Raw genomic sequence first — 22,026 nt, 5'->3', positions numbered from 1 at the left:
GTCACCGCGCGGCGCGTCGTGTCGGCGTCGAGGAGGAAGCGCCGGGGCCGAGGAGAGCGCGCCGGGCGCCTCGCCGCGCTCGGCCGGCCTCGACGAGCTGCGCGGCGGGCCGCGGCCGACCTTCGAAGGCGCCCCCTCCGCGTGGCCGCGGCCAGCGCCCGGGATCACCCGGCCGCGGCGCGCGCCGCCTTGGATCTCGGCGCCGGGTCGATCCGGGCTTAGGCTCTCGCGGCCATGCAGGAGAACGCGGGAGAGGCGGCGCGCGAGCGCGCCGCGCGAGGGCTCGATCGGCTGGACCGCCCCGGGCGCGGGCTCTCGCCCTGGGCGCGCCGCGTCGCGTGGGCCGCCGCGGAGGCGATGCTCTGCGACGAGGACGAGCGGGGCGAGCTCGCCCCGCCGGGCGCCGAGGTGTGCGAGCGCGCGGTCGCGGCGCTGGATCTCTCGCTCGGGCAGGCCAGCCCCGAGACCCGGCGCGGCTTCGCGCTGCTGGCCGCCTGCCTCGAGCTGCTGCCGCCCTTCGTCATCGGCGCCTTCAGCCGGATGAGCCGGCTCCCGCTGGGCCGGCGGCTCGCCTACCTCGAGGCGCTGGAGTCGAGCCGCTCCGGGCTCCTCGCGATGCTGCTCGTCGCCTTCAAGGTGCCGATGTGCATCCCCGCCTTCGAGGAGGGCGCGGAGCTCGCGCTGACGGGCCTCGATCGCGAGAGCACCGCGGCGCGGCGCCGCCTGCCCGCGCTCCGCCCGGCCGCGGGCGCTCCCGCCGCGCCCCGCGCCGACGCGGGCGAGGCTCCGCGCGCGGCGCCCGCCGCACGGGGCGACGCGTGAGCGGCGCCATCGCGTCGGGCGAGCCGATCGTCCGCGGGCGCGATCTGCCGGCGGGGTTCGACGAGGCGTGCGACGTCGCCGTGGTCGGCTCGGGCGCCGGCGGCGCGGTCGTGGCGGCGCTGCTCGCCGAGGCGGGGCGCCGCGTGATCGTGCTCGAGGAGGGCCCCTATTACCGCCCCGACGACTACCAGCGCTGGAAGCCCAGCGAGTCGCTGCGGCGGCTGTTCCGCGAGGGCGGCATGGTCACGGCGTTCGGCGTGGGCGAGACGCCGATCATCTCCCTCACGCTCGGGCGCGCGGTCGGCGGCTCGTCGGTGGTGACCGGCGGGGTCTGCTTCCGCATCCCGGGCAGCGTCCACGCGCGGTGGGTGCGCGACCTCGGCCTCGACGAGCTCTCGGAGCGGGCGCTCGAGGCGGCGTACGAGAGCGTCGAGGAGCGGCTCCACGTCCGCGAGGTGCCGGAGGCGATGCGCTCCGCGTCGACGGCGCGGTTCGTCGAGGGGGCGCGGCGGCTCGGCATCCCGATGCGCCCGCTCCGCCGCAACACCGGCGACGCGTGCGAGGGGAACGGCCGGTGCAACTTCACCTGCCCCGCCGGGGCGAAGCGCTCGGTCGACGTCGCCTACCTGCCGTCGGCCACGGCGCGCGGCGCGCGCGTCGTCGCCGACGCGCTGGTCGAGCGGATCACCGTGCGGCGCGGGCGCGCCGCCGGCGTCGAGGGGACGCTGCTCGGCGGCGAGCCCGGCGCCCCGCCGCGCCGCTTCCGCGTGCGCGCCAAGGTCGTGGTCGCCGCGTGCGGCACGCTGCACACGCCGCTGCTCCTCCGCACGGCGGGCGCCTTCAGGGCGAGCGGCGCGCTCGGCAACGACGTGACGCTGCACCCCGCGGTGCGCGTGGTCGCGCGGTTCGACGACGCGCTGAACGGCTGGGACGGCGCGCTCCAGAGCGTCTACTCCGACCACTTCGACGCCGAGGGGATCAAGCTCGTCGGCGTCTACTCGGCGGTCAACGTGCTCGCGGCCGGGCTGCCGGGCGTCGGGCCCGCGCTGCGGCGGCGGGTCCGCGCGCTGCCGCGCTGCGCGGTCTTCGGCGCGATGATCCACGACGAGGGCGGCGGCCGCGTCCGCCCCGGCCCCGGCCGCGAGCCGCTCGTCTCCTACGCGATGGCGCCGCGGGATCTCGCGCGGCTGCGCCGCTCGATCACCCTCCTCAGCGAGATGGCGATCGCCGCCGGCGCGCGCGAGGTCTACACCGCGATGATCGGCGCCCCGCCGATCACGTCGATGGACGCCGCGCTCGCGGCCGAGCGCGCGCCCATCGACGCGCGCCGCATCGAGTGCATGGCGTTCCACCCGCTCGGGAGCGCGCGCGTCGCGAACGATCCGCGGCGCGGGATCGTGGATCAGAGCGGCGAGTGCTTCGAGCTGCCGGGGCTCTTCGTGGCCGACGGCTCCATCCTGCCCACGAGCATCGGCGTGAACTCGCAGGTGCCGATCATGGCGATGGCGACGCGCATCGCGTGGCGGATGGCCGAGCGGTTCCCGCGGCTCGCGGCGGAGGGCCCCGCGTAGGGGCGAGGGCGCGCGGTGCTAGCATGTCGGCCGGGCCGACAGCCGAGGTTTTCAGGAGGCAAGCGATGATCGATCTCCGCTCCGACACGGTGACCCGACCGACCGCGGCCATGCGCGCGGCGATGGCGGCGGCCGAGGTCGGCGACGACGTGTACCGGGAGGACCCCACCGTGCGCAGGCTCGAGGAGCGCGTCGCGGAGCTCACGGGCAAGGAGGCCGCGCTGTTCGTGCCCAGCGGGACGATGGGCAACCAGATCGCGCTGCTCTGCCACACGCAGCGCGGCGACGAGGTGATCGCGGGCGAGGGCGCGCACTGCGCGTTCTACGAGAGCGGCGCCGGGGCCGCGTGGAGCGGCGTGCAGTTCGCCTTCGCCGGGCGCGGCGGCCTGTTCACGGCGGCGGACGTCGAGGACGCGATCAAGCCGCCGCAGTACACGCTGCCGCGCACGCGCGTCGTCGCGATCGAGAACACCCACAACCGCGCCGGCGGGCGCGTCTTCCCGCAGGACGACGTCCTCGCCATCGCGGAGGTCGCGCGCGCGCACGGGCTCGCGCTCCACCTCGACGGCGCGCGCCTCTGGAACGCGGCGGTCGCCTCGGGCCGGACGGTCGCCGAGCTCGCGGCGCCGTTCGACACGGTGAGCGTCTGCTTCTCGAAGGGGCTCGGCGCCCCGGTCGGCTCCGCGCTGTGCGGCGGCGCCGACGCGATCCGCGCCGCGCTGCGCTTCCGGAAGATGCTCGGCGGCGGCATGCGGCAGGCCGGCGTGCTCGCCGCCGCCGCCCTGCACGCGCTCGCGCACCACCAGGGCCGCATCGCCGAGGACCACGAGGCCGCGCGCGCCATCGCGCGGGCGATGCGCGACGCCGCGCGCCGCGCCGCCCGGTCGGGCGCGATCGCACCGCCCGCGGCGATCGAGGAGCCCGAGACGAACATCCTCTACGTCGACACGCCCGGGATCCCGGCCGAGCGGCTCGTCGACGCCGCGCGGCGGCGCGGCGTGCTGATCGGGGCGACCGGCAAGAGCACCGTCCGCGCCGTGACGCACCTCGACGTCGCGCCCGAGCAGGTCGCGCCCGCGGCGAGCGCCCTCGCCGAGGCGCTCGCCGAGGTGCTCTCGGCGCCGCGCGATCGCGGCCACGAGGGCGCGCGCGCATGAGCCGCCGCGCCGCCGCCTCGGCGCTCGCCCTCGCGATCGCAGCGCTGCTCGGCCCCGCGTGCGCGCCGGCGCGCGGCGACGCCTACGTCGCCGCGATGGCCGCCGGCGAGCGCGCCTACCACGCGGGGCGCTACCGCGAGGCGGCCCGCTCGTTCGACGGCGCCGCGTCGCGCGCGCTGCGCGTCAAGGACCGCGACGAGGCGCGCCTCCTGCAAGCGCGCTCCTTCGAGCGCGCCGAGGCCTGGGCCGAGGCGCGCGCGTCGTACGAGCGGCTGCTCGCCGACTCGCCGCGCGGGCCGCGCTCGGCGCGCGCGGAGTTCGAGCTCGCCGATCTCGCGATCGAGCACGGCGACGCCGACGCGGGCTACGCGATGCTCCTCGCGGCGACGCGGCGGAACCCGTCGCACGGGCTCGCGCGCAACGCGCTGAAGCGGCTCCTCCGGCGCGAGGAGGAGCGCGCCGGCGCGGGCGGCGCGCTCGCGTGGCTGCGGCAGCACGGCCCGGCGTTCCGCGGGACGGAGCTCGATCAGGACGTCGCCTACCACACCGGGCTGCTCCTCGAGCGGACCGGCGATCGCGAGGGCGCGCTGCGCACGCTCGTCGCCGCCGCGCGCGCGCACCCGTACCCCGTCGGCAGCCTGACCGACGACGCGCTGTTCCGCGCGGCGGAGCTCGCCGCCGCCCTCGGGCGCCCCGAGGAGGCCATCGGCTACCTGAGGGAGCTGCTCGCGCCGCGCGAGTCCGCGGCGACCGGCAGCTACGACCGCGAGCGGTTCGACGACGCGCAGCTGGAGATCGCGCGCCTCTACCGCGACGCGCTCGGCGATCGCGCGGCCGCGCGCCGCGAGCTGCGCAAGCTCTACACGAACCACCCCGCGTCCATCCTGCGCGACGACGCGCTCTGGGCCGAGGCGAAGCTATGGCGCGAGGACGGCCGGACCCAGGAGGCGTGCGCGACCGCGGCGCTCATCGCCCGGGAGCTCCCCGAGTCGCGCTACGCGCGCTGCGCGCACGCGATCTGCCCGTCGCTCCCGGCGCCGCAGCGCCCGTGCGCGGACTACATCGTGCGAGAGCTCGACGGCGACAAGGAAGGCGAAAAGGACCGCTGACGCGGGGCGCCGCACGGCGCATCGCCGTGTCGGCGGCCGGCCGTGGCAGCGGCCGGCCGTGGCGACGGACCGCCCTCTCGGCGGCCCGCCCCGCGGTCAGTCGTCCTCGTCGTCCTCGGGCTCGAGCTCGGCGTCGTCGTCGCCCTCGTCGTCGTCATCGTCGCCGAGGTCGTCGTCCTCAGCCTCGTCGAGGTCGTCGTCGTCCTCGCGCGGCTCGTACTTCAGGTCGATGCCGATGTCGCCGAGCTGCGTCTCGAGGAGCTCGAAGAGCTCGTCTACGTCGTCGCCCCCCCACTCGTCGAGCACGTCGGTCAAGAACTCAAAAAAATCACCGCTGTCCAGACGACGCTCGATCTCTTCGACCTGCTCTTCCGAGAACGCCTCGAGGACGTCCTCGCGCAGCGCCTCGGTGTCGCCTTCCTCAACGGCATCCGCCGCAGAGAGGCGGATCTGCTTTACGGCACGCTTGTCGAGGTGAATCTCCATGAAGGTGGCTTCGTTTAGGCGACCCTCGCAGCTGCCGTCAAGCGGCGTATGGAGTCGAGCTTCACGAGACCGCCCGCCTCCCCCTCCCGTCCCCTCTTTTCCTGGCGTCGCGGCGGGGGCCTGACAGCCGCCCCCGGGCGGCGCCGCTCGCGCGCGGACGGGCGTTGCCGGCGACAGATCTCTCGCGTATCTCAAGCAACTCGTGCGTTTACGACCTCCGCCCGGCGCGCTCCCGGCCGCGACCCTCGCGGCCAGCGCGCTGCTGTCCTTGACAGCGCCTGCCGCGCCGCCGGAGGGCAAGGCCGAGGGCGACCTCCCCTCCGCAGCGCCCGACGCTCCCGTCGGCGCCCGGACAGGCGAGGCCGCGGGCGACGGGGTCGACGGCGCGCAGGCGAGCGACGCCGCCGCCGCGCGGCCGCCGCCTCCTCCCGTCAAGCCGCGCGTCGAGCTGGCCGCGCGACCGCCGCCGCTGCACGTCGAGTACGCGCAGTACGGCGTCGCCCTCGTGGCGGAGATCAGCCTCGACCCCGGCGCCGTCTGCCCGAGATCGGGGCCGCTGTACTCGTGCATCCTCGGCAGCGGCGGCGGGCTCGCGATCCGCGGCGGCTACCGATCGCCGGGCCCCTGGTACTTCGGCGGCGCGTACCAGTTCACCAAGATGGACTCGAGCAACCTCTACCGGCTCGGCATCTTCCAGCAGCTGCGCGCCGAGATGAGGTACATGCCGGACATCGGCTACCGAGCGGCCCCGTACTTTTCCGCCGGCGTCGGCGGCGTCGTCTACGGCAACGAGTGGGGCGTCGAGACGGGCGGCGCGCTCATCTTCGGCGGCGTCGGCGTCGAGCTGGAGGTGTCGCGCCGCGCGGTGCTCGGCGTCAGCTGCGTCTACCGGCCGGTGCTGATCGCGGGCTGGAAGGACACGGCCAACTACGAGCGGGGCACCGGCATCGCGCAGTTCGTGGGCTTCGAGCTCCTGCTCGAGGTGCGGACCGAGCTCGGTCGGCGCTGAGCGGCTCCCCCTGCCCGCTCGAGAGAACGCACCGTCCACTTGACTCGACCGTCGCTCCGCGGTCCCCTCGGCAGCGTGATCTGCGATGTGTGCGGTCGCGACAACGCTGCCGATCTGACGTTCTGTCAGGATTGCGGCCGACGGCTCAAGGCGCGCGAGGCGCGCGTCGCCCCGCCGACGCCGCCGAGCGGCCTGCCCCAGGTGTCGCTCCCGGCGCTGCCTTCGCCCGCGCAGGCCGACTCGCCGCCCGCGAACGACGCCCGCTCGGCCACCCGGGCGCCGGGGGCCCGCGGCGCGCCGGGGCGCCTTCGCCCGGAGGCGCCGGTGTTCTCGTTCAGCCCCATAGGCTCGGCGAGGACGGAGCCTGCCATGCCGGCGGCGCACGGCCGCGCGGAGATCGCCGCGCGCCTCGCGCCCGCGCGCGAGGGCGCCGCGACGCCGGCCGCGGGCGCGCTGGACAGCGCCATCCAGATGGCGCCGGCGCTGCAAGGGCCGCGGCCCGCGGATCGGAGCGACGCGGAGGCGCCGTCCATGGCGCAGGCGACGCCGTCGATCACCGAGGCGCTGCTGGGGCTCTCGTGCGCGAGCTGCGGCGGGGACAACCCGCCGGGCTACCGCTACTGCGTGACGTGCGGCGCGCCGCTCCACCGGAAGGACGGCGCCGCGCCGGCGGGCGCGCCGCAGCCGGCGAGCGTCGTGCCCAGGCGAGCGAGGGGCAGCGACCCGGACGCCGGGCCGTCCCCCGCCGCGCCGTATGTGGCGCACCCGCCGATCGAGGAGACCAAGACGACGGCGCGGGGGATCCAGGACGCCGCGCCCCGGCACGCGCCTGCGCCCGAGGCCGCGTCGCCGCCCGCGCCGCGCGACGAGCGCCCCGGCGCCGGGGACGCGCTGCGGCAGGGCCCCGGCGCCTCGCCGCCGGCCAGGCCGGCGCCGCCTCCGCTGCCGCCCGTCGCCCAGCCGCCCCCGCGGCTGCCGCCTCCCCCGGCCAGCGGGAGCACCCCCGACAAGATCGTCGGCTCGCCGGTCCTCGACATCGCGTCGTCGCAGAAGGCGCCGGCCCGGCCGGTCGAGTGCGCGCGCTGCCACGGTCAGTGCCTCGCGGGCACGCGGTTCTGCAAGTACTGCGGGGCGCCGCTCGAGGGCGAGCGGCCCGTCTCCGAGCGCCCGTCCAGGCCCGCCGCCGATCGCCCGCAGCCCGCGCCCGCCCCGGAGGTCGGGCGCGACCCGCCGCGGCCCTCGCCGGGCGACGCCGCCGGGCCGCTCTCGACCGAGGCGGGCAGCGTGCCGCCGCCCTCCCAGGTGCCGCTCGCTCCGCTGCGGGCGTCTTATTCGGTCCGCCCGCCGGCGTGGGTCCCGGCCGACACGCGGCCGGCCCGGGCGCCCGAAGGCAAGCTCATCGTGATCGTCGAAGACGGGACCGAGGGGAAGAGCTTTCCCCTCACCGGGCCGCAGGTCGACATCGGCCGCACCGAGGGGGATATCGTCCTCGAGGACGACCTGTACGTCTCGCCGCGGCACGCGCGGCTCATTCCGCAGAGCGGGTCCTGGGTTCTCCGTGACCTGGGCAGCGTCAACCGCATCTACCTGCGCATCCGGAAGACGCACCCCCTTCGAGATGGCGACTTGCTCCTCCTGGGGCTCGAGGTGTTACAGTTTCAGACCGTGAGCGACGGGGAGCGAGGCCTCGGCCATGCGATCCAGCATGGAACGTTGCTGTTTGGCTCGCCCGCCATCCACCGGCGGGCGCGACTGTGCCAGCGGACGGTGGAGGGCGTGACGCGGGACGTGTACCACCTCTACCGGGACGAGACGGTGATCGGACGGGAAACGGGAGACATCGTGTTCACGGCCGATCCGTTCCTCTCGCGACGCCACGCCGCCATCCGGAGGAACCCGGCCACGGGGGAGTTCTCGCTCACCGACCTGGAATCGTCGAACGGGACGTACGTCGCCATCCGCGAGGACGTCAGCCTCCACGATCGCGATTTCGTGCGCATCGGGCAGCACTTGTTCCGCGTGGATCTCTCCCGATGAGCGACCCGACCGTCCGCGAAACGCCGACCGAGGCGCTGGAAGTCGAGGGGCTCTCGAGCGCGGCGTCGGTGGGGACCGACCCGAGCGGCAACGCGGGCAAGGCCCTTGGTGATTCCCCGCACGGCGCCGCGTCGCTCGAGGCCGGCAAGGCGGGGTCTCTGGAAGCAGGCAAGCCCGTGAACTGGAAGCCGCCCACGCCGCCCAAGGTGCGCCCGGCCGCGAACGCCGCGCGCGAGCAGAAGGCTGGCATCTCCGTGAAATCCGTGAAGGCGCCCGGCGCCCCGAGCCCCGACAAGGTCGGGAGGAAGCTCCCTCCGCCGCCGCGGGTGCGGCTCACCGCCGGAGGGCTGCGCGAAGACGACGCCGATGGAAGCGCGACGCGGTCGGACGACCTCGCGGACGCGGCGACCCCCGACGCGCCGCCGGCCGGCGTCCACGCGCACGCGTCCCCCGGGGCCCCGGCGGTCGCCGCGTCGCACGACGGCGCGCTCGACGAGACCCCGGCCGCGGAGGCCATCGGCGACGGTTCGACCCTGCGCCCCGCCGCGGGCGACGAGCCGGCCGAGGGCGGGCAGCGCCCCGACGACATGGACGGCGGGGCGGCAGCGCCGGCCGAGCCGCGTCGACCCGAGGTCGTGCTGCGGCTGTTCGGCCGGACCGACGTGGGGCAGGTCCGCGAGCACAACGAGGACAACTTCATCGTCGCGGATCTCACCAAGGCGAGCCGCGGCCTGATGGAGATGGACCGCTACCAGGTGATCGGCGAGCGCGGCGCGCTGCTCGGCGTGTGCGACGGCATGGGCGGCGCCGCGGCCGGCGAGGTCGCGAGCCAGCTCGCGGTCGACATCATCTACCAGCGGATGAGCGCCGGCGGTCCCCCGCAGAACCACGACGAGCTCGCGGCGCGGCTCGTGCAGGCGATCGAGGCCGCGGGCCTCAGGATCTTCAGCGAGGCGAAGCTCGATCGCACCCGGCGCGGGATGGGCACGACGTCGACCATCGCCGCGCTCATGGACGATCACCTGTTCCTCGGCCAGGTCGGCGACAGCCGCGCGTACGTCCTGCGCGGCGATCGACTGGTGCAGGTGACGCGCGATCAGTCGCTCGTGAACCAGCTCATCGAGGCCGGCCAGCTCACCGAGGAGGAGGCCGAGACCTTCGAGCACAACAACATCATCCTCCAGGCGCTCGGCACGGCCGACTCGGTGCAGGTCGACCTCACCTACGTGCAGCTCAAGCAGGGCGACACGCTGATGCTCTGCTCCGACGGGCTCTCGGGCATGGTGAGGAACGAGGAGATCCGCGAGGTGCTGCGGACCGTCGACGATCCGATCGAGGCCTGCAAGGTGCTGACGGATCGGGCCAACCAGGCGGGCGGCCACGACAACATCACGGTGGTGGTCGCGAAGTTCGACGGCGACGGGCTCGCCGAGCCGGACCTCGCGGACATCGAGGAGCTCCGTTACCAGAAGTACTCGCTGCCCGAGCACCTCCTCGCGCAGAACGCCGCCGCGTCCGAGCCGGCGCGCAAGGTGAAGGAGCTCGACGAGAAGAAGATCTCGCAGCGCCCCCCCTCGCCGAAGTCGTGGCTGAGCGCCGCGGACAGCGACCTGGACGAGGACGGCGACGACTACGACCCCGTCATCTCGCCCCTGCCGCCGGACGACGCGCTGGAGGAGCGCAAGGCCCGCGCCCCCGTCCAGGGCGACGAGCCGATCATGATCCCGACCGACGGCGCGCCGCAGTGGCTCGTGATCTTGATGATCGTGAGCGCCGTCGCGTGCGTTACCATCGCCGGCTACTACCTGCTCCGTTAGGCCCCGCGCAGCGCACGTGCGCGCGCCACCCACCGCGATGCTGCGCAGCAACGACAAGCGTGGCCGGCAGGCTCCGGCCGCCCCGCAGGAAGGGCCGCCCCCGCGGGGACCGGACGCGGACGGCCGCGTCGACGTCGAGACCGCGCAGCGCATCGTCAGGGACGCCGTCGTGCAGGCGATGCGGCGCGAGGACAAGGCGGTCGCGCTCGTGCGGGCCAAGGCGGACGAGGCGCGGCGGCGGGTGGCGCGCCACAACCTGCTGCTCGGGCTCGGCGTCGCCGCGGCGCTCGTCGCGGTGGCGGTGGCGGGCGTCGTCGCGTACCGGTCGCGCCGGGCGGCCGACGCGCTGGCGCGCGAGGTCGGCCTCGGCGTCGCGCCCGCGGCGCGGCCGACGGGCGAGATCCCGGATCAGGTGCTCTCGGGCCGCGCCATCTTCGAGCAGAACCGGCTGGCCCTCTACGTGATGGGCTACAAGGTGGACAACCGCATCGGCGGCTGCTGCTCGGCCTTCGCCGTCGCGCCCGATCTGCTCGCCACGAACGCGCACTGCGTCCGCGACTGCCGCGCGCTCGGCGGCACCCCGATCGTCACGCAGAACGACTCGATGGGGAAGACGCGGTTCCGCATCGTCGCGATGTCGGCCCACCCGGCGTACAAGCCCGGGCAGGCGGGGTCCGGCTCGCCGGACGTCGCCCTGCTGCGCATCGACGGCAGGGCGTCGCACACGGTGAAGCTCGCGAACGACGCCGAGCTGCGGGCGATCGGGCCGGGCGACGACGCCTACGTCCTCGGCTTCCCCGGCCGGCTGATGGATCCGCTGAGCCCCTCGGCGACGTTCCTCGAGGGCCGCATCGGGCGGGTGACCGGCGTCGACCACGAGGCGACGACGCCGGACCGCGCCGTCGTCATCCAGCACGACGCGGTCACGCGCGGGGGCAACAGCGGGAGCCCGATCTTCAACCAGTACGGGCACGTGATCGGCATCCACGCCGCCCACATCGACGACGAGGACGACGTGACGATCGATGGGCGCAAGACGACGGTGACGCAGAGCTCGCCGTTCCGGATCGGGATGCGCATCGATCTGCTGAAGGGGGTCCCCGCGCCGTGATGCTGCGCGTCGTGCACACGTTCGGGCGCAACGCCGGGTCCGTGGAGCTCCATGACAAGCGCGTGGTGCGCTTCGGCCGCGCGCCGGACAACGACGTCGTGTTCGACCCGAACCACGATCGCGACGCGAGCAGCCACCACGCCGAGGCGCGCCTCGAGGCGGCGGGCTGGGTGCTCTACGACCTCGACAGCCGCAACGGGACCTACGCGGGCGGGCAGCGGATCAAGCGGCACCCGATCGCCTCGGGCGACGAGGTCACGTTCGGCACGAAGGGCCCGCGGGTGCGGATCGAGCTCGTCGAGCGCCGGCCGCCGGGGCCGCCGCAGGCGCACGCGGCGCCGCCTCCCCCTGCGCACGCCGCGGCCTACCCCGCGCCCACGGGCTCCCCGGCGGGCGCTGCGTACCCGGCGGGCGCTGCGTACCCGGCGCCCGCCGCCGGTTACCCGGCGCACGCCGCCGGCCATCCCGCGCCGGCCGCGTACCCGGCGCCGGGCACCGGCCACCCCGCGCCGGCCGCCGCTCTCCCGGCGCAGGCCGCGGGCTACGCCGCGCACGCCGCGGCCTACCCCGGGCACGTCGCGGCCGCGCCGCCGGCCGGCGCGCGGCGGGTCGGCGAGCGGACGATCGCCATGATGATCTCCTCGGCCGTCTCGGCCGCCACGGGGCGCGCGAAGCCCCGCGGCACCGTCGAGCTCAACGCCATGCTCCACAAGGAGGTGCACGCCGCGACCGCGGGCCAGCGTCGCACGACCTACATCCTCGCCTCGCTCCTCGTGGTCGCGCTCGCGAGCCTCGCCGGGCTCATCGCCTACAACCGCTCCTCCCACGACGAGATCAGCCAGCTGCGCGCCGAGCTCGCGCGCCTGCCGCCGGAGGACCCGCGGCGCAAGGAGATCGAGCGGCGCCTCGGCACGCTCCACCCCTCGAACGCCAACTTCGGGCGCAACCTCCACGACCGCTTCAGAAAGGGGATCTTCATGCTCGCCTCGGGGCGCGAGGGGTTCTGCACGGCGTTCGCGGTGCGGCCCTCGGTCCTCGCGACGAACGCGCACTGCATCACGGCGGCCAAGCGCCGCGGCGGCACGATCGTGGCGCTCGAGAACGAGGGCCGGGGCCAGATAAGCTTCGCCGTGACAAGCATGCGGACGCACCCCCAGTACCGCGACAGCGCGGACCAGCTCACCCCGGACATCGGCGTCGTGTCGATCGCGGGGCGCGCCGCCGCCGTCCTGGAGCTCGCCACCCGGGAGGAGCTCGCCGCGGCCGGCGCGGGCGACGACGTGTACCTGATCGGCTTCCCCGAGCGCCTCACCGACGCCGCGAACCCCGTCGCCACGTTCCTCGCGGCCAACATCGGCCGGATCACCGGCGCGAACGGCCGGCCCGCGGGCGCGGCCGACGCCTGGCTGATCCAGCACGACGCCCGCAGCACGAGCGGCATGAACGGGAGCCCCATCTTCGACGGCCAGGGCAAGGTCATCGGCATCAACGCCGGCGGCTACCTGGAGGGCAACGACGAGACGATCTCCGGCCAGAAGACGGAGGTGGTCAAGGCCTCCCCCTACAAGTTCGGGATGCGCATCGACCTGCTCGACGCCATCCTGCGCTGACCCCGCGCGAGAGAGATGCTCCGCCACGCGCTCCGACGGCTCCTCTGGACGCTGCCCACCCTCGTCGGCGTCTCGCTGCTGACGTTCTTCGTGCTCTCGTTCGTCCCGGATCCCACGGACGATCCGCTCCTCGCCAGCTCGCTCTCCAGCGCGGAGCTCGCGCGGCTGCGCCGGGAGCGCTTCCTCGACCTCCCGCGCTTCATCAACCTGGACCCGCGCGACGTGCGCCTGCGCGCCCTCGCGGCCGTGCAGGCCGTCGCGGCCGGCGGCGACGGCGCGGCCGCCGCGGCCGACGAGCTGCGGCGGCTCGGCGGCGCCGCGCTGCCGCACATCCTGCCGCTCGACGCGCTCGCGCCCGAGCCGCGCACCCGCGTCGCCCTCGCGCTCGCGCCGGTCGCGGCGCGGATGGGCCTGCCGCGCGCCGACGAGGCCGCGGCCCCGGCGCACGCGGTCGCCTTCTGGACGCGCTTCTGGGACGACCGCGGCATCGAGTTCCGGAGCGCGTCGGTCCGGAGCGCGGTGCGCCGCCTGGTCCGCTACGGCTCCGAGTCGCGCGCCGCCGAGCTGCTCGAGCTCGACACGTTCGCCCTGCAGCCGGTGATCGCCGCGCTCCAGCCGCCGCGCGACGCGGCGACGCTCGATCAGGCGCGCGCCCTCGTCGACGTCGCCGCCCACATCACGGAGATCGACGACCGGATCGCGCCGGGCGAGGACCTCGCGGAGGCGCGCGCGTGCGTCACGCGGTGGAAGTCCTTCTGGAACGTCTACCGCAGCGACTTCGAGGTGTTCTCCGGCCCGGCGCGGCTCGCGGCGACGGTGCTGGAGACGCGGTACGGCAAGTGGGCGCTCGGCGCGGTCACCCACCGCCTCGGCGTCGCCGCGACCGGCGAGCCGGTGCTCGACGAGCTCGAGCGGCGCGCGCCGGTCACGCTCACGCTCGTCTTCGGCGCGATCGCCCTGGCCTACGCCGTGGCCGTCCCGCTCGGCGCGCTGAGCGCGGCCTCGCGCGGCCGGCGGAGCGACTCCGCCATCGCGGCCGCCGTGCTCACGCTCGCCGTCCTCCCGACCGCCATCGTGGCCGTGGCCGCCGCGCTCCTCGCGGGCGGCGCGGAATCGCTGCTCCTGCCGACGTGCCTCATCGCGCTCTCGCTCATCGCCGCGCCGACGCGTCAGCAGCGCGCGGCGCTCGTCGCCGTGCTCACGCAGGACTTCATCCGGGCCGCGCGGGCGCGCGGCGCCGGCGCCGCGCGCGCCATCGCCGTCCACGGGCTGCGCAACGCCGTGCTCCCGGTCGTGACGCTCGCGATGCTCGAGCCGCCGATGGCGCTCGGCGGCGCGTTCGTCGTGGAGCGCGTCTTCGAGCTCCACGGCCTCGGCGAGCTCACCCTCCTCGCCGTGCAGGCGCGCGACGTGAGCTGGCTCATGGCCATCTCCATCGGCGCCGCGGGCATCGCCGCGCTCGGCGTGATCGCCACCGATCTCGCGTACGTGCTCGTCGACCCGCGGCTCGGCCCGGCGGTGCTGTCGCGGAGGAGCGGGGCGTGACGCACGCGGCGGCGTTCCTCCGCCGGATGGTCGGCAGCAAGCGTGTCGCCGCGGGCACCGTCCTGCTCGGCGTGCTCGCGCTGCTCGCCATCTTCGCCGAGCTGCTCGCCGCCCCTGCGCCGATCGCCCGGTTCGGGCCGGACGGCGCCGAGATCCTGCCCGCGATCACCGACGCCGCGGAGCTCGAGTCGCTCACCGAGGCCGAGCTCCGGGTGCGCTTCGAGGTGGGCGTCGCGATCTGGCCGCCCATCCGTTACGGCCCGGAGCAGCGCACCGACGCCGGCCCGAACGCGTCGCCCTCGCTCGACCACCCGCTCGGCACCGACTTCGAGAGCCGCGATCTCGCCGCGCGGCTGATCTACGGCGCGCGCACCGCGCTCGGCCTGTCGCTGAGCGCGGTGCTCGTGGGCATGTTCCTCGGCGTCGTGCTCGGCGGGCTCGCCGGCACGCTGCGCGGCTTCTGGAACGACGGGCTCGTCCGCCTCGTCGAGACGGTCGACACCTTCCCGGCGATCCTCGTCGTGGCGATCGTGCGCGCCATCGAGCGCGAGCCCTCCGCGCTGTCGCTGGTGCTCGCCGTCGCCTTCGTCCGCTGGGCGGAGATCGCGCGCCTCGTGCGCGCCGAGGTGCTGCGCGCCTCGAGCGAGGAGTACGTGATGGCCGCGCGCGCGCTCGGCAGCACCCGGCTGCGCGTCTTCTACCGCCACATCCTCCCGAACGCGCTCGGGCCCACGATCGTGAGCTCGGTGCTCGGCGTGGCGTCCGTGGTCCTGCTCGAGGCGGCGATCTCGTTCCTCGGGATGGGCGCGCCCACCCGCGTGGCGTCGTGGGGGGAGACGCTGGGCCAGGCGGCGCGGCACCCGAGCGAGATCCGGCTGCTCGTGCTCCCCGGCCTGCTGCTCCTGGCGACGGTCGGCGGCTCGTACCTCATCGCCGACGCGCTGCGCGACGCCGTCGACGCGCGCACCGTGCGCGCGCGGACGCCGCGCTGAGGGCGCGCGCGGCGGGGCGGAGCGCCCGCGGCCGTCTCCGCTGCGCCCGCCGCCCGCCTCGCGCCCAGGCCGCGCCGGGATTTCGCCGAAATCGGGCTCATCTGCGCGATCCCGGCGGCGGGGGCCTCGCGCCACTCGATCTCGATGGGAAGGCCCGCTATGAATTCGCCCGCCATGGCCGTTCCCGAGATCAGCGAGCAGGAGTTCGAGCGCGAGGTGCTCCGCAGCGAGTTGCCCGTGCTCATCGATTTCACCGCCACCTGGTGCGGGCCGTGCAAAACGGTCGCGCCGGAGGTCGACGCCATCGCGCGCGAGCTCGAGGGCAAGGCCAAGGTGGTCAAGATCGACATCGACAAGTCGAAGCGCATCGCCACCATGCTGCGCATCCAGGCCGTCCCGATGTTCATGGTCTTTCACCGGGGCCGCCCGGCGGCCGCGGAGCAGGGCGTCCTCAACCGCAAGCAGCTCCGCGAGCTCCTCGATCCGTTCCTCCCGCGCGCCGAGGGCGCCATCCGGGCGGCCGAGCTGGCGCAGCTGATCCGCGAGGGTCAGGTGGTCGCCGTCGACACGCGCGAGGGCCCCGCGTACGGGCGCGCCCACATCCCCGGCGCGGTGCACATCCCGCTGGACGAGATCGAGGGCCGGCTCGCCGAGCTCCACATGCTGGCCGGCGCGCCGGTCCTCTACTGTCGCTCCGGCGACAAGTCGAAGGACGTGGCCGCGAAGCTCGCGGAGGAGGGCGTCCCCGTCGCGTTCCTCGAGGGAGGCTTCCTCGGGTGGGAGGCCGAGGCGCTGCCGATCCAGCGCCCCGACTGAGCGCTCGCGCGCGTTCGGCCCCGTCCGGTGAGCGCGGCGGTCGCCCGGGCGCGCGCGCGGCGCCGCGGCGTTGCGTCGCCGCCGGCGGCCCCGGCGGCGTCATCGACCGGCGGCCGTCGCGTTACCCCTTGGCGGCCGCGAGCGCCGCCGAGACGACCTCGCGCACCGGGACGCCGTGGGTCCTCGCCGCCGCGGCGCAGTCGTCGAACTCCGGCTTGATCTGCGGCGGCCCGAACGGCCCCTCGCTGATCTTCACCCGGATGGCGCCGTACGCGGTCTTCACGGTGGTGATCCGCCGCGGCCGCTCCGTGCGGGCGACCGGGATCTTCCGGAGCCCGATGCTGGTCGTCTCGCGGAGCAGCGCCGTCGCTACCGCGTCGGCCTGGGGGGCGGCGGCGAGCGCCGCGATCGTCAGCGCGGGCCGCCCTTTCTTCATCGTGATCGGCGCCGCCCACGCGTCGAGCGCGCCGGCCGCGAACAGCGCCTCGATCGCGTGCCCCGCCACCTCGCCGGTGAGGTCGTCGACGTTCGCCTCGACGATCACGTGCGACGCGCTGCCGAGGCTCTCCTCCCCGCCCGAGCGCGTCCCGAGGACGACCCGCAGCAGGTTGGGGCGGTCCGGGAGCTCTCGCTGGCCGGCGCCGAAGCCGATCCGGTCGGGCGCGAACGTCGGCCAGCGCTCGAACCGGGTCGCCAGCGCGGCGATGATGGCCGCGCCGGTGGGCGTGACCAGCTCGGCGTCGAGGTCGACGCCGTAGGTCGGGACGCCGCGGAGGCACGCGACCGCGGCGGGCGGCGGCAGCGGGAGGATCCCGTGCCGCGCCTTCACGAAGCCGCGCCCCATGGGCAGCGGCGAGCCGACGACCTCCGCCCCGATGTGCACGATGGCCGCGGCGGCGCCCACGATGTCGACGATCGCGTCGACGGCGCCGACCTCGTGGAAGTGCACGTCTTCCAGGCGGATCCGGTGCACGGCGGCCTCCGCCTCGCCGAGGCGCCGGAAGATCCGGCGCGCCAGCGCGGCGACGGGCGGATCGAGCGGCGCCGCGGCGAGCATGGCGTCGATCGATCCGTAGGTGCGCTCCGGCTGCGGCGCCTCGACGTGCACGTCGAACGAGGTCGCCACGATGCCGCTGCGGTGGGCGTGACCGCGGTGCAGGTGGAACCCCTCGATGGGCAGCGCCGCGACGGCGCGCTCGATGACGAGGAGCGGCACCCCGAGATCGAGCAGCGCGGCGATGGTCATGTCGCCGGCGATCCCGCTGAAGGCGTCGAAGAACAGGATCTTGCCGGCGCCCGCGCCTTCCTCGAGGAGCGGCGCGCGCGGGTGATCGTGCCCGTGCGCAGGGTCGTGCCCCTGCCCGTGCGCGTGATCGTGGTCGTGCCCGTGCGCGTGATCGTGATCGTGCCCGTGCGCATGGTCGTGCCCGTGCGCATGGTCGTGCCCGTGCCCGTGCGCATGGTCGTGCCCGTGCCCGTGCGCATGGTCGTGCCCGTGCGCATGGTCGTGCCCGTGCCCATGCGCATGGTCGTGATCGTGCCCGTGTCCCATGTCTCGCCTGCTCCGTTCGCCGGGCGTCTGTGCCTCGCGGCGCTCCCGCGGTCGCGCTCGTCGAGCGCTCACTCCTTCGGCAACATGCGATGCACCACCATCGCCGCGCCGAAGCCGCTGTCGATGTTGACCACGGCGACGCCGGAGGCGCACGACGTGAGCATGCAGAAGAGCGCGGTGAAGCCGCCCAGGGCCGCGCCGTAGCCGACCGCCGTCGGGACCGCGACGACCGGAGCCGCCACGAGCCCGCCGACCACGCTCGGCAGCGCGCCCTCCATGCCCGCGACGACGATCACGGCGGACGCCTTGCGCAGCTCCTCGACGCGATGGAGGAAGCGATGCAGCCCCGCGACCCCCACGTCGTACAGCCGCTTCGCCTCGAGCCCCACGGCGCGCAGCGTCTCGATGGCCTCCTCGGCGACCGGGAGGTCGCTCGTGCCCGCGGTCACCACCGCGACCGGACCGGCGGCGCGCTTCGGCGTCGGCGCGACCTCGACGGTGCCGGTCCGCGCCAGCGGGACGTAGCGGAACGCGGGCAAGAGCGACGCCACCGCCGCGCCCTTCGCGGCGTCGACCCGGGTCACGAGCACGTTCTGCCCGGCCCCCGAGATCTCCTGGGCGATCAGGGCGATCTGCTCGGGTGTCTTCCCTTCGCCGAAGATCACCTCGGGCACGCCCTGCCGGAGGGCGCGGTGGTGATCGACGGTAGCGACGCCAAGATCCCGGAAAGGCAGGCCTCGGAGCGCCTCGAGCGCCTCCTCGACGGCGAGCTCGCCGGTGCGAACGCGCTCAAGCATGTCCCGGACGAGGCGCGGCTCCATGTGCGCAGCCGCTTAGCGCGGCGGCGCCGCCAGAGCAAACGTTCCGCCCCGTCCGCCCGTTCCTCCCGTCACCCCCTCGCGCCCGCGGCGCACCTGGCCGTGCGCCTCCGGCGGCTCGGTGCACGCCCCCTCTCGCGCGGCGCGCCGTCCCCCGGCGGCGCCGTCCCGGCACGCTCCCCTCGCGCGTCCTTGTGCCGCCCCACGCAAACTCTCCAGGCTCTTTGCGCAGGAGGGGGCGACGGGACTACGTTCCGCGCCGCGTGCCCGCCTTCGTCGCTCCCCTCGTCGGCTTTGCTCTCGGCGCGCTGCTCGCCTGGTTCAGCGCAGCAGCCTCTCACCGCCCAGGCGCGCTCCGCGCGGCGGAGCCACGGCTCGCGTCCGGCGCACCCGATCGGCCGCTCGCCCTCGTTTGCCTGTTCGCCGTCCTCGTCTTCGCCCCGGTCTGCGCCTATTTCCTCGTCTTCGCGCCCGACTGGAGCTTCGCGTACCTCGTCGACACCCGCCGGATCCCGTCCGCCGTCGACCTCGTGCTGCTCCTCCTCGACGCCGCCTCGGTGCCCGCCGGGTTCGTCGCCGCGCAGCGCTTCGCCGCGAGCGCCGGCGGCCGGCCCACCGCGCAGCGCTCGATCCGCGCGCTGGCCGTCTTCGCCGGCGCGCCGCTCGCGATCGCCCTGCTCGCCGTCCTCGCCCTGTCCCGGCGCCTCGCGCTCGACGGCACCTACCGGCAGGTCGAGGGCGACTTCGGCGTCCATCCGATCGCCGGAGGTCCGCTCGGCTACGCGCTCCTCTGGATGTACACCATGCTCGCCGCCGGCTTCGCGGTCACCGTGAGCGCCCTCCTCCGGCGCGAGCCCCCGGGCGGCGGACAGAAGGGCGAGCCCCCCGCCGCCCCGCGCCCCCGCGCCGTCCCGAGCGCGCCGTCTCCGACGGCCGAGCCGCCGCGGCCCGCCTCGACGCGCCCGCAGCGCCGGCTCGGCCTCGGCAAGGGTGGCCGCTCGAACCGGCCGGGCTGAGGCGCCTCCCGCGAGCGCGGCCCGCCGCGTCACCGCATCGACGGACCGTCGCGGCGGCGCGGCCCGCCGCGTCACCGCGGCGACGGACCGTCGCGGCGGCCGGCCCGCCGCGTCACCGCGTTGACGGAGCCACCGCGCTCCACCACCCTGTCGCCTCATGTCCGAACGAGCCCGCATGGATCGTCAGATCGAAGAACTGATGGAGCTGGCCGAGCAGGTGGTGACCCGCGCCAGAAAAGGCGGCGCCGACGTCGCGGAGGCGATCGCCCGCTCCGGCTCCGAGCTCACCACCAAGGTGCGGCTCGGCGAACCCGAGCTCGTCGAGGAGGCCGTCCACAAGGGCCTCGGCATGCGGATCATCAAGAAGCAGCGCGTCGCGCTGACCTCGACCTCCGACCTCACGCCCCGCGGCCTCGATCGGTTCGTCGCGGACGCGCTGGAGCTCGCCGACATCTCTCAAGAGGACGAGTTCGCCGGCCCCGCCGACCCGGAGCTCATCGCCAAGGGGAACTTCCCCGCGCTCGATCTCTACGACCCCTCGGGCGGCGAGGTCACCGCCGCGCAGGCCATCGACCTCGCGCGCCGCGGCGAGCAGGCCGCGCGCGACGCCGACCCCCGCATCACGAACAGCGAGGGCGCGACGTTCTCGCGGAGCGCGGGCGCCTACGCCCTCGTCCTGTCCGGCGGGTTCCGCGGCGGCGTCGCCGGCTCGTACGCCCAGCTCGTGGTCTCCCCCGTCGCCGACGACAGCGATGACAAGAAGCGCCGCGGCTTCTACTTCACCGCCCGGCGCCACCTCGCGGACCTGGACGCCCCGGAGGCCGTGGGCCGCGAGGCAGCCCGCCGGACGCTGCGCAAGCTCGGCGCCCGCAAGGTGCCGACCTGCGAGGCGCCCGTCGTCTTCGACCCGGACGTCGCCCGCTCGATGCTCGGGCTGCTCGGCTCCTGCCTCATGGGCAGCGCGATCTGGCGCAAGTCGAGCTACCTCATCGGCCGCGAGGGGACGCGCGTCGCCAGCGATCTCATCACCGTCGTCGACGACCCCTTGATCCCGCGCGCGCCCGGCTCGCGCCCGTTCGACGGCGAGGGCCTCCCGTCCAGGCGCAACGTCGTGGTCGAGCAAGGCGTCCTGAAGACCTACCTCTGCGACAGCTACAGCGGCCGGAAGCTCAAGCGCCCCTCGACCGGCAGCGCCTCGCGCGGCGCCGGCGGCGGCGTGGGCCCGTCGACCTCGAACTTCATCCTGCAGCCCACCTCCACGCCGGCGGAAGAGATCGTCCGCTCCACGCCGCGCGGGCTGTACGTCACCGAGATGATGGGCTTCGGCTTCAACGCCGTGACCGGCGATTTCTCCCGCGGCGCCGCCGGCTTCTGGATCGAGAACGGTGAGCTGACATACCCCGTCAGCGAGGTGACCATCTCGCTGAACCTCGACGAGCTCTTGCAGCGCATCGACGCGGTCGGGAACGACCTCGATCTCCGGACGGCGACGTCATCTCCGACGTTCCGGGTCTCCGCCATGACCATCGCCGGCAGCTGAGCGCGCTGATCCGCCGTCGTTCGAGCGGCCCGCGCTCCTCGACGCCTTCTTCTCCAGCTCATCCAGGAAAGCGTGGGAGCGGGCTCGGCAGCTGCGTTGCGGGCGACCCTTCAACCGGCCCCAGGTTGCGCTGCGGAGGGGGGTTCTGTCCTCAGCGGGTCGTGCTTGCAGTGCTGCGCTCGGTGGCGGGCTCTCCTCCGTCGCCCGCGGCCGTCCTCGCCGAGCCTGTCGAGCTGGGCGTAGGACGGCCGCGGCCCTCGCTCAGCGCGAGGACCCGCCTGCGGCCAAGCTCCGCGGCGGCTCTTCCGAGGCTGCGCCGGCGCTCGCCTGGAGGGGCGCCCCCGGTTGCGCGGCCGCTTCAGGCATCAGGAAGGCCTTCAGCTGCTGCGCGTCGTTGCGGCCGATCCTCCCCACGAACGGCGGCAGGCTGATCGGCTCGTCCGACAGCGCGACGAACGTCCCCTGGGAGTTCGCCCGGTGGAGCGCCTCGAACAGGGAGGTGACGTCGACGTCGCCGGACACGGCCCGAACGTCGACGATGTACACGTCCGCGGGGTCCGCCCCCGCGTAGATCAGCGCGTCGTACGGGTGGCTCGCGTGCCGGATGGGCACGCCTTCCCCGAGGGATCGCGCCACGTGGGCCATCGTGTCCTTGGTGCCGATGGCCATCATCGACTTGGAGGTCGCCTTGGCGAGCTCCCGGGGCACCGAATAGCCCCATGCGCGGAGGAACTCGGCCACATCCGCCGCCTTGAAGCGCAAGTGTCTCCCTGGCGTACGGAAATGGGCAATCCTCCCTCGATCCACCCAGTTATGGATTGTCTTCAAGTCGACCTCGCACAGGGCTGCCAGGTCGGATGCGGTCAACAGCTTCTCACGAACACCAGCCATCGCCGAACTCCACGCGAAAGGCACCTGCCGCACAGCTCGCGTTCACAGCGCGGCAGCGTCTCCTCAGGTGGCGGCCCCCCCCACCCGTCTGTCTACTCGATTGAAACCTAGCTCTCACAGACGGGTC

General features: G+C 75.0%; 18 protein-coding genes. 14 read left to right on the top strand and 4 right to left on the bottom strand.

The window, feature by feature from the left end; genetic code table 11:
* The first annotated feature begins 234 nt into the window (after window positions 1–234).
* The 4 genes from NQZ70_RS12570 to NQZ70_RS12555 all read left to right on the top strand — a co-directional run bounded on the left by NQZ70_RS12570 (window position 235) and on the right by NQZ70_RS12555 (window position 4,659).
* Window positions 235–822 (top strand): hypothetical protein, encoded by a 588-nt coding sequence (locus NQZ70_RS12570; protein ID WP_129574438.1) that lies wholly within the window; start codon window positions 235–237, stop codon window positions 820–822.
* On the top strand, window positions 819–2,393 hold the full coding sequence (locus NQZ70_RS12565) for a GMC family oxidoreductase (RefSeq protein WP_129574437.1): 1,575 nt from the start codon (window positions 819–821) through the stop codon (window positions 2,391–2,393). Before NQZ70_RS12570 ends, NQZ70_RS12565 begins: the two co-directional genes overlap by 4 nt.
* 65 nt (window positions 2,394–2,458) lie before the next feature.
* Window positions 2,459–3,550, top strand: coding sequence for a low-specificity L-threonine aldolase (gene ltaE, locus NQZ70_RS12560; RefSeq protein ID WP_237245266.1), 1,092 nt, complete (start codon window positions 2,459–2,461; stop codon window positions 3,548–3,550).
* The gene (locus NQZ70_RS12555) at window positions 3,547–4,659 is read left to right on the top strand and encodes a lipopolysaccharide assembly protein LapB (protein WP_129574435.1); all 1,113 of its coding nucleotides are present in this window, start codon (window positions 3,547–3,549) and stop codon (window positions 4,657–4,659) included. Before ltaE ends, NQZ70_RS12555 begins: the two co-directional genes overlap by 4 nt.
* A 96-nt stretch (window positions 4,660–4,755) precedes the next feature.
* Here NQZ70_RS12555 and NQZ70_RS12550 read toward each other — a convergent pair whose 3' ends face one another.
* A complete protein-coding gene (locus NQZ70_RS12550) occupies window positions 4,756–5,145 on the bottom strand; it encodes a hypothetical protein (RefSeq protein WP_129574434.1) in 390 nt (129 codons plus the stop codon).
* 202 nt (window positions 5,146–5,347) lie between these two features.
* On the opposite strand from NQZ70_RS12550, the gene NQZ70_RS12545 reads away from it, so the two are divergent.
* The 8 genes from NQZ70_RS12545 to NQZ70_RS12510 all read left to right on the top strand — a co-directional run bounded on the left by NQZ70_RS12545 (window position 5,348) and on the right by NQZ70_RS12510 (window position 16,082).
* The gene (locus NQZ70_RS12545) at window positions 5,348–6,154 is read left to right on the top strand and encodes a hypothetical protein (protein ID WP_129574433.1); all 807 of its coding nucleotides are present in this window, start codon (window positions 5,348–5,350) and stop codon (window positions 6,152–6,154) included.
* 39 nt (window positions 6,155–6,193) lie between these two features.
* Window positions 6,194–8,191 (top strand): FHA domain-containing protein, encoded by a 1,998-nt coding sequence (locus tag NQZ70_RS12540; protein ID WP_207217816.1) that lies wholly within the window; start codon window positions 6,194–6,196, stop codon window positions 8,189–8,191.
* Window positions 8,188–10,008: a Stp1/IreP family PP2C-type Ser/Thr phosphatase gene (locus tag NQZ70_RS12535; RefSeq protein ID WP_129574431.1), complete on the top strand. Its 1,821-nt coding sequence runs from the start codon at window positions 8,188–8,190 to the stop codon at window positions 10,006–10,008. The genes NQZ70_RS12540 and NQZ70_RS12535 overlap by 4 nt, the downstream gene beginning before the upstream one ends.
* A gap of 16 nt (window positions 10,009–10,024) precedes the next feature.
* The gene (locus NQZ70_RS12530; RefSeq protein WP_237245265.1) at window positions 10,025–11,119 is read left to right on the top strand and encodes a serine protease; all 1,095 of its coding nucleotides are present in this window, start codon (window positions 10,025–10,027) and stop codon (window positions 11,117–11,119) included.
* Window positions 11,119–12,729 carry a trypsin-like peptidase domain-containing protein gene (locus tag NQZ70_RS12525; RefSeq protein WP_237245642.1) on the top strand — a complete coding sequence of 537 codons (1,611 nt, stop codon included), beginning with the start codon at window positions 11,119–11,121 and terminating at the stop codon, window positions 12,727–12,729. The genes NQZ70_RS12530 and NQZ70_RS12525 overlap by 1 nt, the downstream gene beginning before the upstream one ends.
* Window positions 12,730–12,744: 15 nt before the next feature.
* On the top strand, window positions 12,745–14,274 hold the full coding sequence (locus NQZ70_RS12520; protein ID WP_237245264.1) for an ABC transporter permease: 1,530 nt from the start codon (window positions 12,745–12,747) through the stop codon (window positions 14,272–14,274).
* A complete protein-coding gene (locus NQZ70_RS12515; protein WP_129574428.1) occupies window positions 14,271–15,266 on the top strand; it encodes an ABC transporter permease in 996 nt (331 codons plus the stop codon). Before NQZ70_RS12520 ends, NQZ70_RS12515 begins: the two co-directional genes overlap by 4 nt.
* 174 nt (window positions 15,267–15,440) lie before the next feature.
* Window positions 15,441–16,082 carry a thioredoxin domain-containing protein gene (locus NQZ70_RS12510; RefSeq protein WP_237245263.1) on the top strand — a complete coding sequence of 214 codons (642 nt, stop codon included), beginning with the start codon at window positions 15,441–15,443 and terminating at the stop codon, window positions 16,080–16,082.
* A 121-nt stretch (window positions 16,083–16,203) separates the two neighbouring features.
* Here the strand turns inward: NQZ70_RS12510 and larC are convergent, their stop codons facing one another.
* Window positions 16,204–17,634, bottom strand: a complete 1,431-nt coding sequence (gene larC, locus NQZ70_RS12505) for a nickel pincer cofactor biosynthesis protein LarC (protein ID WP_129574426.1) — start codon at window positions 17,632–17,634, stop codon at window positions 16,204–16,206.
* 68 nt (window positions 17,635–17,702) lie between these two features.
* Complete coding sequence (larB, locus tag NQZ70_RS12500) at window positions 17,703–18,455, bottom strand: nickel pincer cofactor biosynthesis protein LarB (RefSeq protein WP_129574425.1); 753 nt, start codon at window positions 18,453–18,455, stop codon at window positions 17,703–17,705.
* A 260-nt stretch (window positions 18,456–18,715) separates the two neighbouring features.
* On the opposite strand from larB, the gene NQZ70_RS12495 reads away from it, so the two are divergent.
* Together NQZ70_RS12495 and NQZ70_RS12490 are read left to right on the top strand one after the other, a co-directional pair.
* A complete protein-coding gene (locus NQZ70_RS12495) occupies window positions 18,716–19,468 on the top strand; it encodes a hypothetical protein (RefSeq protein WP_129574424.1) in 753 nt (250 codons plus the stop codon).
* 175 nt (window positions 19,469–19,643) lie between these two features.
* Window positions 19,644–21,008, top strand: a complete 1,365-nt coding sequence (locus NQZ70_RS12490) for a TldD/PmbA family protein (protein WP_237245262.1) — start codon at window positions 19,644–19,646, stop codon at window positions 21,006–21,008.
* Between the two features lie 261 nt (window positions 21,009–21,269).
* Here NQZ70_RS12490 and NQZ70_RS12485 read toward each other — a convergent pair whose 3' ends face one another.
* A complete protein-coding gene (locus NQZ70_RS12485) occupies window positions 21,270–21,899 on the bottom strand; it encodes a helix-turn-helix domain-containing protein (RefSeq protein ID WP_129574423.1) in 630 nt (209 codons plus the stop codon).
* Window positions 21,900–22,026: the final 127 nt, after the last annotated feature.

The sequence above is a fragment of the Sorangium sp. So ce836 genome, assembly GCF_028553905.1.
GTDB lineage: Bacteria > Myxococcota_A > Polyangia > Polyangiales > Polyangiaceae > Sorangium > Sorangium cellulosum_D.
This window is presented reverse-complemented; position numbering and strand designations above follow the sequence as displayed.